General features: G+C 67.9%; 14 protein-coding genes. 7 read left to right on the plus strand and 7 right to left on the minus strand.

Features of this window, described 5'->3' with window-relative positions:
• Positions 1 to 13: 13 nt before the first annotated feature.
• Positions 14 to 904 (minus strand): helix-turn-helix transcriptional regulator, encoded by an 891-nt coding sequence (locus BM115_RS12800; RefSeq protein ID WP_092294254.1) that lies wholly within the window; start codon positions 902 to 904, stop codon positions 14 to 16.
• Positions 905 to 1,724: 820 nt separating this feature from the next.
• Entirely contained in the window at positions 1,725 to 2,030 is a 306-nt protein-coding gene (locus tag BM115_RS12805; protein WP_092294256.1) for a YXWGXW repeat-containing protein, read from the minus strand.
• 716 nt (positions 2,031 to 2,746) lie between these two features.
• Here BM115_RS12805 and BM115_RS27280 point away from each other — a divergent pair.
• The 3 genes from BM115_RS27280 to BM115_RS12815 all read left to right on the plus strand — a co-directional run bounded on the left by BM115_RS27280 (position 2,747) and on the right by BM115_RS12815 (position 4,186).
• Positions 2,747 to 2,884 (plus strand): hypothetical protein, encoded by a 138-nt coding sequence (locus tag BM115_RS27280; RefSeq protein ID WP_177219904.1) that lies wholly within the window; start codon positions 2,747 to 2,749, stop codon positions 2,882 to 2,884.
• 51 nt (positions 2,885 to 2,935) lie between these two features.
• Complete coding sequence (gene cynS, locus BM115_RS12810) at positions 2,936 to 3,379, plus strand: cyanase (protein WP_092294258.1); 444 nt, start codon at positions 2,936 to 2,938, stop codon at positions 3,377 to 3,379.
• Positions 3,380 to 3,502: 123 nt separating this feature from the next.
• Positions 3,503 to 4,186, plus strand: coding sequence for a class I SAM-dependent methyltransferase (locus tag BM115_RS12815; RefSeq protein ID WP_255370797.1), 684 nt, complete (start codon positions 3,503 to 3,505; stop codon positions 4,184 to 4,186).
• Between the two features lie 17 nt (positions 4,187 to 4,203).
• Here BM115_RS12815 and BM115_RS27285 read toward each other — a convergent pair whose 3' ends face one another.
• Positions 4,204 to 4,368, minus strand: a complete 165-nt coding sequence (locus tag BM115_RS27285) for a hypothetical protein (RefSeq protein WP_177219905.1) — start codon at positions 4,366 to 4,368, stop codon at positions 4,204 to 4,206.
• A 317-nt stretch (positions 4,369 to 4,685) separates the two neighbouring features.
• Between BM115_RS27285 and BM115_RS12820 the strand changes: the two genes are divergently transcribed.
• Positions 4,686 to 5,432, plus strand: coding sequence for a phosphoribosyltransferase (locus BM115_RS12820; protein ID WP_092294259.1), 747 nt, complete (start codon positions 4,686 to 4,688; stop codon positions 5,430 to 5,432).
• On the opposite strand, the gene BM115_RS12825 is transcribed toward BM115_RS12820, so the two are convergent.
• From BM115_RS12825 to BM115_RS12840, 4 genes are all read right to left on the minus strand, one after another.
• Positions 5,367 to 5,891, minus strand: a complete 525-nt coding sequence (locus BM115_RS12825) for a LeuD/DmdB family oxidoreductase small subunit (protein ID WP_092294261.1) — start codon at positions 5,889 to 5,891, stop codon at positions 5,367 to 5,369. The genes BM115_RS12820 and BM115_RS12825 overlap by 66 nt on opposite strands.
• A gap of 65 nt (positions 5,892 to 5,956) precedes the next feature.
• Entirely contained in the window at positions 5,957 to 7,279 is a 1,323-nt protein-coding gene (locus tag BM115_RS12830) for a 3-isopropylmalate dehydratase large subunit (RefSeq protein ID WP_092294263.1), read from the minus strand.
• Complete coding sequence (locus tag BM115_RS12835; protein ID WP_369823416.1) at positions 7,276 to 8,349, minus strand: tripartite tricarboxylate transporter substrate binding protein; 1,074 nt, start codon at positions 8,347 to 8,349, stop codon at positions 7,276 to 7,278. The genes BM115_RS12830 and BM115_RS12835 overlap by 4 nt, the downstream gene beginning before the upstream one ends.
• An 82-nt stretch (positions 8,350 to 8,431) precedes the next feature.
• Complete coding sequence (locus tag BM115_RS12840) at positions 8,432 to 9,211, minus strand: GntR family transcriptional regulator (RefSeq protein WP_092294266.1); 780 nt, start codon at positions 9,209 to 9,211, stop codon at positions 8,432 to 8,434.
• Positions 9,212 to 9,905: 694 nt separating this feature from the next.
• Here BM115_RS12840 and BM115_RS12845 point away from each other — a divergent pair.
• The 3 genes from BM115_RS12845 (at position 9,906) to BM115_RS12855 (ending at position 12,774) form a co-directional block, all read left to right on the plus strand.
• Positions 9,906 to 11,453, plus strand: a complete 1,548-nt coding sequence (locus BM115_RS12845) for a hypothetical protein (RefSeq protein WP_092294267.1) — start codon at positions 9,906 to 9,908, stop codon at positions 11,451 to 11,453.
• Positions 11,454 to 11,623: 170 nt separating this feature from the next.
• The gene (locus tag BM115_RS12850) at positions 11,624 to 12,079 is read left to right on the plus strand and encodes a hypothetical protein (protein WP_092294269.1); all 456 of its coding nucleotides are present in this window, start codon (positions 11,624 to 11,626) and stop codon (positions 12,077 to 12,079) included.
• Positions 12,076 to 12,774 (plus strand): C39 family peptidase, encoded by a 699-nt coding sequence (locus tag BM115_RS12855; RefSeq protein ID WP_092294271.1) that lies wholly within the window; start codon positions 12,076 to 12,078, stop codon positions 12,772 to 12,774. Before BM115_RS12850 ends, BM115_RS12855 begins: the two co-directional genes overlap by 4 nt.
• Positions 12,775 to 12,782: the final 8 nt, after the last annotated feature.

The raw sequence follows: 12,782 nt of genomic DNA on the forward strand, positions 1-12,782 counted from the left end.
GAGCAAACGCGGCTCAGATGCCGGGCTGCGTGGGGAAGGACGCCTCGCGCCGTACCGCCGGCGCCGCGCGCGTGGCGCGCTCGTCGCCGCTGACCCAGTCCAGCGTGGCGCCGCGTTGCAGCGCGGCGTAGACCGCTTCGCCCTTGTTCTTGACCTTCAGGCGCTGGTACAGCGTGCAGGCGTGGCTCTTCACCGTGGCCACCGAGATATTGAGCATGCGGCTGACCGTCTTGATCGGATAGCCGCGTGCCAGCAGCACCAATACCTCGTACTGGCGCGGCGTGATCTTGAGCATCTCGGCTTCGTCGTAGCTCGGTTCGTCCTCGGTCAGCGGCTGGGCCGTGGCACGCAGGGCGCCCATTGCGGCGCGGGGCGTGGCGGCGCAGGCGGCCAGCGCGTGCGGATCGGTCTGCACCGTGGCGGTCAGCGGCAGCGGCGCAGCCGAAGCCAGCGACAGCGTGGCCGGCAGCGCCGAACGCGAGGCGGCCGGGGCGGTCGCCACGGCGGCCGGCAGGGCATCGCCCGCGAACATCAGGCCCTGCACGCTGGAGATGGCGAGCCGGATGGCGGCTTCGATCACGGCCAGCGAGGCCGATTTCGGCAGGCAGCCGCAGATACCCCGCGCGGCGTCAGCCGTGGGCGCATGCAGCGGCAGCTGGTCGGACAGCACCAGGATGCGTTGCGGCGCAAGCCGTTCGCGCGCCAGTTCCAGTTGTGTCCAGCCGGCGAACTCGTCGGCGGGCATACCGAAGACCAGCAGGTCGGCATTGCGGTGTGGGGTGTCCAGTTTGCCGATGTCGGCTGGCGCAAGCGCCAGTACATGTCCGGATTCCTGGATGGTTTCGAGCATCTGCAACAGCCCGAGGCGGAGCAGTGGATGCTCCTCGATCAGCAAGGCGTTCATTATTCTTCACTCCCCGTTGGCGGGTGAGCTGCGGGCGCTTTGCGTAAGGGAATATCACCGGCAGGGCGGCCACCCATGACAGATGCCGCGAAGACCGCTTGAACCCCGTGCTTCCGTGTCAGTCGATGTCCAGTTGTGAGATTGGACTTTGCCGCGCGACCGGAAGGTTGACCCGAACCCTAACCCGAAAAAATCTCGCTCCTAAATTCGGCTTAAATTCATCTTATGGGCTGGTTCATCCGAAAGCAAGCGGGTGGAATTCAGCGTCTGCTGAGGTGGAATGAAAACGAACTCATAATCCGTTGCTAAACCGAGCCACCCCTCATGCGTTTGGGCGGCGATGTTCGCCAAACGCCATCTGGCACAGGCTGGCCGCCCGGTTGCAGGCCTGATACAGGCGGTCCCGAATATGTTTCACCACTGCAACCATATTGAATAAAAGACACACGATAAATGGAAAAAGCTCACCCGACTGGGGGGTATGGCATTAACGAAAGTCTGCTTTATGCGCCAGTTTTGCAACCATTACAAAATGACTGGCGGATGGCGGCAGGAGCAGTTCTCCTTTCGTGGGGAGTCTCGTGGCCTAGTGCAAAAGGATGAGAGTGAAATCCCACCTCCGGAGGAAAGTAATCGAGGGTGTTAAGGGGGCGGCGCCCGGCTTGCCACCCACCTTCGTGGGGATACACCCCACCTCCCGGGGGAGGGCTGAAAGCCCAATGGACCGATTGCCGGAATAGGAAAAGGAAGGGAAACGAAAAGGAAACGGGCCGGACCACATGCCCATGGTCCGGCCCGTTTCCTTATTCAATGGCTACGCTTAGCGCGCCCAATACCCTGGACGCCTCACCCAGCCGCGGGGGCTCTGCACCCAGCGGTCCGGCACATAGCGGTAGCCGGGGCGCGCCGCCTGGTAATAGCCGCCGCGCCAGGCGTAGTTGCCCTGCACGCGGTCGTAGTGGCCAGGCACCCAGACCTTGCCGGGCCGCGGCGCCGGGCGCACTTCATGGCGCGGCGGCGGCGGGCGGTCGTCGTAGCCATTGCCATGGGCCTGGGCGGGCGACATCAGCCCGAAGGCACTCCCGGCGGCAAGGACAGCGGCGGCAAGCATCAGTTGGCGTTTCATGGTGGTTCTCCTTCTACCGGGTCATCCGGTCGGGCAAAGCAAGCTGCGGGATTGGGTTTGTTCGATGAAGTCCGACGCCGTGGCCGATCAATAGCGGCCGCGGTCGTGGTAGTGGTAATGGCCGCCGCGCGGCGGCACGACGATGCAGGCCGAAAGCAGGGCGCTCGTGGTGGCCAGCAAAAGGGTCAGGGCGATGGCGCGTTTCATGTGGGACTCCGTATGCGATTCGCTCGGTGGCGGTTCGCGTTGAACACGGCTTCACTGTAGCGACGCACCCCCGCCCCGCGCGGTTGCACTTGTAAGGCAGTCTTCGCGCCGGATGCGGCGAAAACGCCTCCCAATCGGCTTGGCCCATCGCCCGCCAGCCCTTGTCGGATAAGGCTTTGCGGCGAAGTGACGCCTACGCCCGCGGCGGGGCTGGCCGCAAGGCCCAGGGTAATGTGGCGTTACATCGGAAATGTCTGCTGCAAAGATTTGCCACGGGGGCAGCGCTGTCCTGATCCATTGACGTCGCCACGCTTCGCGCAGAAACGGGTACGCTTCAGCCTGTGCGCCCCGCACGGCGGGCTTCCCCGCAACGGTGCGCACCCCGCGCCGACGCCCTCGCCGGTCTCCGAAAACGCCCCACGGTGCGTCATCGGCAGCCGATTCCGGGGCCGCGCGCGTGGCACGAAGCTTGCGCCAGTCTGTTCGCCGTATTCCCGAGGGAGGACGTCATGCCGGTCATGTTCATCGTGCTGATCCTGCAGGCGCTCGAAGGCCTGAGCCCGCTGTCGGTGCCGCGTTTCGCGCGGATGCAGTTCGAAGACAGGGGCGATGCCGTCGCGGTCATGGAGCGCTCCAGCGTGCCGTGACCCCATCCGCCGTTCTCTCCCGGGCCAATGCCAAATACCAACGGAGGGAACATGAATCGCAGTGACGTGACCGATCTGATCATCGAAGCCAAGGTCAGGCGCGGGATTTCCTGGGCGCAGGTGGCCGAGCGCGTGGGCAAGAGCAAGGAATGGACGACGGCCGCGTGCCTGGGCCAGATGGTGTTCGACGAAGCCGGCGCGCGCGCCGTGATGGAGATCTTCGACCTCCCCGCCGAAGCCGAACCGTGGCTGCGCACCGTGCCCTACAAGGGCTCCCTGCCCACCCAGGTCCCCACCGACCCGCTGATCTACCGCTTCTACGAGCTGGTCAGCGTCTACGGCACCACTTTCAAGGCGCTGATCCATGAGGAATTTGGCGACGGCATCATGAGTGCCATCGACTTCCGCATGGACCTCCAGCGCGAAGCGGACCCCAACGGGGACCGCGTCCGGATCGAGATGTCCGGCAAGTTCCTGCCCTACAAGACGTATTGAAGGGCGCCGGGGCGGGCAGGCCGCCCCGGCATTTCCGTGTGTCGGATCGCACAGAGGCCGCGCGCCTCCCCTCGCCAGAATGCAGGAAACTGCCATGCGGCAACCCAGGGGGAGACACGGGCCATGCAGATCACTTACGACAAGCAGACCATCAACGCGTCCAACCCGCTGGCACGTTTTGCGCACCGGAGCCGGATCGCGCTGGGCCTCGGCATGGTGTCCGCCCGCTGCCCGCACGGCGGCACGGTGGTGGACTTCGGCGCGGGGCCGGGGTTGTTCCTGCACCGGCTTGGCCAGGCGCGGCCTGACCTGTCGCTGGCCGGACTCGACCCCTACAAGACCCCGGACTACCCCGAGATCCGCTATCTGGCCGAAATGGACGCCCAGCCCGCCGACTCGGTGGACATGCTGACCGCGTTCGAAGTCTGCGAGCACCTCTATGCGGACGAGGTCGACACCTTCCTCGACGACGCCCTGCGCATCCTGCGCCCCAGCGGCACGCTGATCATCTCGGTGCCGGTGATGTATGGCGTCGCCATCGTGCCGAAGCTGCTCAACGGCATGGTCAGCGAGCGCACGTTACGCATGGATCACACGCCGGGCGAGGCACTGCGGGCGCTGATGGGGTTGCCGGTCACGCGGCCGGACAATCCCCGCCATACCCACAAGGGTTTCGACTTCCGCAAGCTGCGCGCGCAGGTGAGCATGCGCTTCGACGTGGAAGCCGAATCCACCAGCCCCCTGCGTCAGCTGCCGTGGTGGCTCAGTTCGCAAGTCTTCATGATCTGCCGGCCACGCGAGGCCTAGGGCCCCGGAGGCTGGCTTCAGCCGAAGAACTCGTTGTAGTAGCGCGTGCAATGGCCCGATTGGCGGAAGGTGTAGGGCAGTTCCGCCATGGCGGCTGCGTCGAGCGAGCCGAAGGGGATGTCGAGGTCCAGGTCGTGCTGGGCGGTCTGGTCGTCGGTGCGGGAAGTCTGTTGCGGATTCACGGTAACGCTCGCTCAAGTCAATGGCGCGTTCTGGGCGCCGGGGTCTGGAAGTTCGACGGGCGGGATCGCCGCCACGGGTTGAATCCTACGCAAGCAATGCGTATCGATCATCGGGGCGCGCCTCAAAACACTATTTCACGATCGCCATCAATCGTCGGGACCTATCGGGCCGATAGGGTCCACCCTTCCCCCATCACTCGCCCCAGAAAGCGCCGCCGCCTTCCCGTGACGGGTCTATAGTGGGCTGGGGAGCCGCTCCCTCGCGGCGCCTGTCCCCCTGTCCTTCCAGTCACCGCCAACGCCTGCGGGAGCACGCCATGACACTACCGCCGTGCTATGCCGACCGCCGCGAGGCGGGCACCTATCTGGGCCGGGATCTCGCCGAACGCGGGATGGGCCATACCGATGATGGCCAGCCGGCGCTCGTGCTGGCGCTGCCGCGCGGTGGCGTACCCGTGGCTTTCGAGGTGGCGCGCGCGCTGGACGGCGCGCTGGACGTGCTGCTGGTGCGCAAGATCGGCGCCGCCGGCTACCCGGAACTGGCGCTGGGCGCGGTGGTGGAGGGCGATGCCAGCGGCGGCGAGCCGCATACCGTGGTCAATGACGATCCGTGGGCGCAGCGTTCGGTGGAGTCCGGCGCCTTCGATGCCGAGCGCGGCCGCCAGCTCAACGAGATCTGCCGGCGCCAGCAGCGTTATCGCGGCGGGCACGCCGTGACGGCGATGCAGGGGCGGCAGGTGATCGTCGTCGATGACGGCGTGGCCACCGGCGCCACCATGCGCGCGGCCCTGCACGCGGTGCGGGCCGCCGGCGCGGCGCGGGTCGTGGCGGCCACCCCGGTCGGGGCGGCGGACGGGCTCGATTCGCTGCGCGAAGTGGCCGACGAAGTGGTGTGCCTGAAGACCCCGGACAGTTTCGGCGCCGTGGGCGCCTTCTACCTCGACTTCACGCAGACCAGTGACGAAGAGGCGCTGACCCTGCTGCGTGAGGCGCAGTTGTCAGCGATCACCGCCGCGGGCAGCCAGCCGGGCCTTCAGGTGCGGCACCAGCCCACCCGCCCGTAGCAGCGCGCGCAGGAAGTCCGGCATCGGCTCGCACGCCAGGTGCGTGCCGTCTTCGAGCCGGATACGCGCGCCGTCCAGATCCAGCGTGGCGCGCGCGCCATCGGCCAGTAGCGCCGCCTCGGCGCACACCATCACCGGCAGGCCAAGATTGAGCGCGTTGCGATAGAACAGTCCCGCGAAGGATGGCGCGATGACGGCCGCCACGCCGAGGTGGCGCAGCGCCTGCGGGGCCTGCTCGCGCGACGACCCCATGCCGAAGTTGCTGCCGGCCACGACAAGGTCGCCGGGGCGCACCGAGGCCGGAAACTCCGGCCGCAGCGAGGCCAGGCAATGCTGGGCGAGCACGTCGATGCCGGCCTTCATATAGGTGCCGGGCGCCATGGCGTCAGTATCGACATCATCGCCAAAGCGCCAGATCCGGCCGGCTTGCGGCAGGGGGAATTCGGGGGCGGGGGGCATGTAACGCGTTGTCTGTCTCTTTCTGGTTTTTATGGGGATGCTACGGATGATGCGGGTGCAGCGAGTCAGGCGAGCAGCGTGCGGGGATCGGTAATGCGCCCGGTCACCGCGCTGGCAGCTACGGTCATCGGGGAGCCCAGCCAGACTTCGCTGCCGGCATCGCCCATGCGTCCCGCGAAGTTGCGCGCGGTGGAGGCGATGGCGTGGCTGCCGGCCGGGAAGCGGCTCGCGCCATAGCCGGCACAGGCGTTGCAGGCGTTGGGCAGCAGCGCGGCGCCGGCATCGGTCAACACTTGCAGCGTGCCTTCGCGCGCGGCCTGTTCCTGGTCACGCAGGGAGGCCGGGGCCACGCGCAGCGACACGCCGGGCGCCACCTTGCGCCCGCGCAGCACGCTGGCCGCCATGCGCAGGTCCTCGAGCTTGGCGCCGGTGCAAGCGCCCAGGTAGGCAATCTCCACCGGCTGGCCGGCGCTGACTTCCACCGGCGCGCTGTTGGCCGGCGAATGCGGCGCGGCCACCTGCGGCGCGAGCGTACTGGCATCGAAACAATGGGTGGTCAGGACCGGCGCACCGGCGTCGCTGCGCCAGTGGCGGGTGTCGATGGCGGCCAGCGCGGCGGCATCCACGCCGGCTTCGGCCAGCCATGCGAGCGTGGTGGCGTCCGGCGCAACCAGCCCGGTCTGCGCGCCCAGTTCGGTACTCATATTGCACAGCGTCATGCGTTCCTGCATCGGCAGGGCGGTGACGGCGGCGCCGGTGTACTCGATGGCCTCGTAGTGGCCGCCGGCCATGCCGAGCTGCGCGCACAGGAACAGCATCATGTCCTTGGCGCAGACGCCGGTGCCCAGCGCGCCGCGCCAGTCGATGCGGATGGTCTGCGGCACGCGCAGCCAGATCTCGCCGGTGGCCAGCACGCCGGCCATCTCGGTGGCGCCGATGCCGAACATATAGGCGCCGAACGCGCCGCCGGTGGGCGTGTGGCTGTCGCCGCCGACGATGAAGCGGCCCGGCAGCACGTGGCCCTGCTCGGGCAGCACCACGTGGCAGATGCCCTGGCCATCGATAAAGTTCGAAATGCCGGCCTCGCGGACCCAGTCGCGCGTAAATTGGACGATGGCCTCGGCGTCGGGGTCGGCGGCCGGCACGTAGTGGTCGGTCACCACCACGAAGCGCGTGGGATCCCACACCTTGACGCCCAGCTCGCGCAGCAACGGTGCCACGCGGCGCGGGCCGCTGGAGTCGTGCGCCATCGCCAGATCGACCTTGCACATCACCACCGTGCCGGGCGTGACGTGCGCCACGCCGGCGGCCCGGGCGACCAGCTTCTGCGCCAGCGTGGCCGGCGGGGCGGCGGGGGGCTCGGCGGCGTGGCCGCTCGGCAGCGTCATTCCGGCTGGGCTCCCGAGTACTTGACCACGGTGGCCCAGCGCTTCACGTCCTGCTTGACGAAGGTGGCGAAGGCGTCCGGCGCCATCGCGCTCGGCTGGGCGCCGTCGTTCTCGAGCCGCTTGCGCACCGCTGGCGATTCCAGCCCGTGGCGCGCGGCCTGATACAGCGCCTGGGTCACCTCCGGCGGCAGGTTGGCCGGCCCGAACAGGCCGAACCACGCGCTGGACTCGAAACCCTTCACCGTCGCGCCAATCGGCTGCGCGCCCGGGAACTGGGGCAGCGGCGCGGGGCTGGTCACGCCCAGCACCTTGAGCTTGCCCGCCTTCACGTGCTGGGCGACGTTGAGCGTGCTGGCGAACATCAGGTCCACCTGCCCGGCGAGCAGGTCCGTGATGGCCGGCGTGGTGCCCTTGTAGGGGATGTTGACGATATAGGTGCCGGTCATCATCTTGAACATGTCACCGGCCAGATGCACCGACGAGCCAACCGAGCCGATGCCGAAATTGAGCTTGCCCGGCTCGGACTTGGCCAGCCGGATCAGTTCGGGGATGTTGTTGGCCGGCAGTTTCGGCGTGGCCACCAGCACGCTCGGCACCGTGGCCACCAGCGTGATCGGCGTGAAATCCTGGATCGGATCGAACGGCAGCTTCTTGTAGAGCGTGGCGTTGATGGTATGGCTGGTGAAGCTCATCAGCAGCGTGCTGCCATCGGCCGCGCTCTTGGCCACCATGTCCGCCGCGATGTTGCCGCCGGCGCCGGGACGGTTCTCCACCACCACCGGCTGGTCCAGCGACTGCGACATTTCCTGGGCGATGGTGCGCGCGAGGGTGTCCGTGGTGCCGCCGGCCGGCGCACCCACGAGGATGCGGATCGGCTTGCCGCCGGCTACCGCGGCGTGCGCGCCGGCGGGCAGCACGAGTGCCACGCACAGCGCCGCCGAGGCCGAAGCCATCAGCGCGGCGGGAAGGTGTTGGAACAGACGGTGGAAGGGGCGAAGAACAGCAGCGCGGGCGGGCGGACAGGCAGGCGGACAAGCGAGCTGGTGCGCGCGCGGGCGGACGACTGGCATGACGGTAGCTCCTCGACAGTGTGATCAGGAGTGCGCAGTATCGCCCGGAATCCGCCGCGCGCGGCAGTGGACAGGAGGGGGGTCAGTCGCGCAGGCCGGTGCGGGTCTCGTTTTCCACCCACACGTTGGCGCTGTCTCCGCCCATCGGCGACAGGTCCATGCGGTACTCATAGCGGTCGGGCCGGTACTGGCCCAGCAGCAGCTGCACCGGGCGGCCCGCCTTGTCGAGCACCACGCGGCGCACGGCCAGCAGCGCGCCGCCCACGGGGACGTCGAGCAGCGGGGCCACCACCACGTCGGCCAGGCGCGCGGTCAGCACCTGGCTGGCGCGGCCCAGTTCCACCCCGGCGGCCTCCAGCAGGCGCAGGATCGGCGTGCCTTCCAGATCCTTGCGTTGCAGCGGGCGGCCCAGGTCCACGGGCAGGTAGACGGTGATATGCGAGAGCGGACGGTCGCGGTAGTGGCGCACGCGCACGACCTTCACCACGGGGTCGCCCGGTTCGATCTTGAGCGCCTCGGCCACATCGGGGGTGGCGTGCACTTCGTCGATCGAGATCACCTTGACGGCGGTCTTCTCGCCCATGTCGATGATGTTGCCGAGCAGGCTGGTGGTGCGCTCTTCGGTGGCGGCCGGCTTCACCGGATGCGGGTTCACGAAGGTCCCCAGGCCACGATGACGCCGCACGAGACCTTCCTGCACCAGGCGGTCGAACACGCGGCGCATGGTCACGCGGGAGGCGTGAAACTGCTTGGCGAGGTCGATCTCGCCCGGCAGCGGGCCCTGCCCGAAACGGCCTTCCACGATCTGCTGGCGGAGGACTACGTAAATCTGGTGATACAGGGGAACGACGGCTTCACTCATGGTTTCCCTTGCGGATGCGCTGACAAGTCCTAGACGAGACTAATGTACGTTAAATCAGACATAGAGCCTAGCATGAAACAGGCTGGCGGCGCTCTGAGCACTCCGTACGCCCGCATTTGTTGCGGTCCCGCATCGCCGGCGCGGCGCGCGCAAGAAAGGCCCGCCGCCGGGCGGGATTCCCTCTGAAAGCCGGTGCTCACGTCGCACTGGCGCCGGGGCGCGGGGTAGGGTGCCTATCAGGGATTGCAATTCTTGACATATCAGGCACTTCGCACAGGCCATGTGATTGCGTAGCGGTCACCTCGGCCCGGCTGTTTCACCGCCGTAACGGGCCGCAGCGTTGCGGGGTTCCCCTAGGCGCCGCGCCAAGCCACTGAAAAATCACGGTTTTTTCGCAATTGCACGGGGCCCCCACGCAGCCATGCGGCTGGCGGTGTCTCAACGGTGTGACATGTCTACTGCGGTTCACAGCATCGCAGCATCGCCGGAGATGGGTGGCCGCTAGAAAAGTTCCCGCTCACCGGTTGGTAGCCCTTGTATTTCAACGGATTACACGGCGCGGGGCGCCCGCTGGCACTGTTTGTGCGCAAGGGGAGGCTGGTCTGGTCCCGTGCCGGACCTGAACCTCCAGCCGATGTTCTCGAGAGCGCCGGCCGGAGGCTGAGCCGCAGCACAAACTTCCTGGGAGCATCGTATGAAAAAGACATTACTGGCGTCGGCGATCACATTGGCCTTCTTTGGTAGCCAGGCCTATGCGAACCCGACAACCAACAACGACTCGGGCGAGGGCGACAACACGCAGACCGCCACCGCAACTTCCACCCAAGGCGATGGCGCCAACGCCAACGAAAATTCCACTGCGACTCAGGACAACAGCACCACTACCACCAACAGGACTTCGAACAGGACTGCCACGCTGACGCTCAACAAGACGTCCACCCGCGTCAGCACCCGCGTTCGCCAGAGCGTGGATGGCTACGGTAATGCCGCGGCGGCCAATGGCGGCACGGCCACGTCGTCGATCGCCAACTCCTTCAACTCGACCAAGGCCATCGCCGTCAGCCGACTCAGCGGCACGGTGTCCGGCAATACCATCAGCAACATCGGCAACTATGCCACCAACAGCGGCAATGCCAATGGCGCTACGGGTGGTGCAGGCGGCCGTGGGGTTGGCGGGACCGGCGAAGGCGGCAGCGGCGGCAATGGCGGCAACGGCGGCAATAGCGGCAATGGCGGCTCGGGCGGTTCGGGCGGCAGCGCCACCAACGGCAGCGCTACCAACGGCGCGGCTACCAATGGCAGCGCCACGGCAGGCAATGGCGGTCGTGGCGGCAACGCCAGCGGCAGCGCCGGTGATGGCGGCAACGCCCGCGCGAGCGGCGGCAGCTCCCTCAGCGCCAGCCTTGGCGTGGGTGGCCGTGGCGGCTCGGCCCTTGCGGGTGCTGGCGGCGGCTACAGCGGCGCGATTGGCGGCGACGGTGGCCGTGGCGGTGGCGCACTGGGCGCCGGCGGCAGCGCACTGGGCGCTGGCGGCGGGGCACTGGGCGCAGCCGCGGCACTGGGCGGCAGCAGCGGTGCCGGCAGCGCGGCCAGAGAGCGCGGCGATGGCGCTGGTGGCTCCAGCACGGCCACGGCCGGCGCAGGCGGCACGGGCACGACCGGTGCGGTATCGGCGAGCGGTGGTGCCGGTAGCGGCACGGGCGGCTCGGGTTCGGGCACGGGCGGCGCAGGCGCGGCCGGCGGCACGGGCACCTCGACGGCAGTGGGCGGCACGGCCACGGGCTCGGGCGGCGCCGGCGGCGCAGGCACGGGCGGTGCGGCAACGGCCACGGCTGGCGCGGCAACGGCCTCGGGCGGCGCAGGCGGCGCGCAAACCAGCACTGCCGGCAACGGCGGCACGGGCGGCGCGGCGGCCAATGGCAGCGCCACATCGTCGGCCTCGAACGGTAGCGCCACGGCCGGCAACGGCGCTGTGGGTGCCGCATCGGGCACGGGCGGTGCAGGCGGCGCCGGTGGCGTGGGCAATGGCGGCGCGGGCGGTACCGGCAACGGTGCAGTGGGCGGCGCTGGCGGCAACGGCGGCTACAACGTCGTCGATGCTGGCGCCTTCAACATGTCCAACACCATGACCAGCGTCGGGCAATCCGCCGCAGGCGTCATGATCGCCAGCCAGAACAGCGGCATGGCGTCGCTGGTGCAGCAAAGCGTCAACGTCCAGGCGAACGTGAATGCCGGTCGCTAAGTCCGAGTGAGTCCTCCGGCTTCGGCCGGAGGCTTGCACGGTTGGCATTCGAGATGACGGGTATCCCGGCGCCTGCAAGGGCCGGGATGCTTGTCTGTCGAGGTGCCTGGGAGGTCCGATACCGTGGCCCGGATGGGAGCCGCGAGGTCGGAACAAGAGGGAGACGCACCATGTGTTCGCATCGCTCCGCTGTCATGGCAGTCACGACAGCTCTCCTGGCCTGGCCGTTCGCCCAGGCTGTAGCAGGACCACCGACCGCCGAGGCATCGGCCGTGGCGGTGGCCAGCAGTGAATCGGGCGCAGCCACCGCGGTGGCCGGCGCAGCGGCAAGCGTCACGGCGGTCAAGCCGGACGCGGCACCCAGGAACAATCTGTTCGGCACCACGGCACGCGCGGTTGGCAGCGACAAGCTGGACGGCGTACGCGGCGGCTCCGAACTCGTCGTCAACGACATGCGCCTGCACGGCACCGTGGCGGACAACGCCGCCATCAACACGCTGTCTGGCAGCAACATCGTTTCCGATGGCGCGTTCTCGAACGCGGCGGGCTTGCCCACCGTGATCCAGAATTCGGGCAATAACGTGCTGATCCAGAACGCGACCATCCTCAACGTCCAGTTCAAATGATCATGCGCCGCCTGTTGCTGGCCGCCGCTACCGTGGCGGCGACGCTGGGGAGCTTCTCCGCTGCCCGCGCCGACTACATCAACGTGCCCGCCGACGGCGGCAAGAACTACTACGTGCCGGTCACCAGCCTCCGCGAGGCCCGGTATCGCACCACCATCCGCCAGCAGTTCGACTTCAGTTGCGGCTCGGCCGCCATCGCGACGCTGCTGACCTACCAATACGGCTACCCGGTCACGGAGCAGGTGGTCTTTGCCAACATGTACGTCAACGGCGACCAGGCCAAGATTCGGGCCGAAGGGTTCTCGCTGCTCGACATGAAGCGCTTTCTGGAGTCGCGCGGGTTCCTGGCCGATGGCTACGAACTGCCGCTCTCCAAGCTGGAGGAAACGCAGGTACCGGCGATCGTGCTGATCGTCGAGAACGGCTATCACCACTTCGTCGTGGTGAAGGGCGTGAAGGGCAACCGCGTGCTGATCGGTGATCCGGCACGTGGCACGCGCGCGCTGGAGCGGGAGCATTTCGAGCGGATCTGGGACAGCCAGCTGCTGTTCGTGATCCACAACCGCACAGAAAACGCGCGCTTCAATCTGGTGTCCGACTGGCGCGTCGCGCCCTCGGGCCCCTACTCTTCGGGGATCAACCGCGACAGCCTGTATTTCACCGTCATGCCCAAGCATGGCGTGAACGATTTCTGAGTCGAGGA

The sequence above is a fragment of the Cupriavidus sp. OV096 genome (assembly GCF_900115455.1).
GTDB lineage: Bacteria > Pseudomonadota > Gammaproteobacteria > Burkholderiales > Burkholderiaceae > Cupriavidus.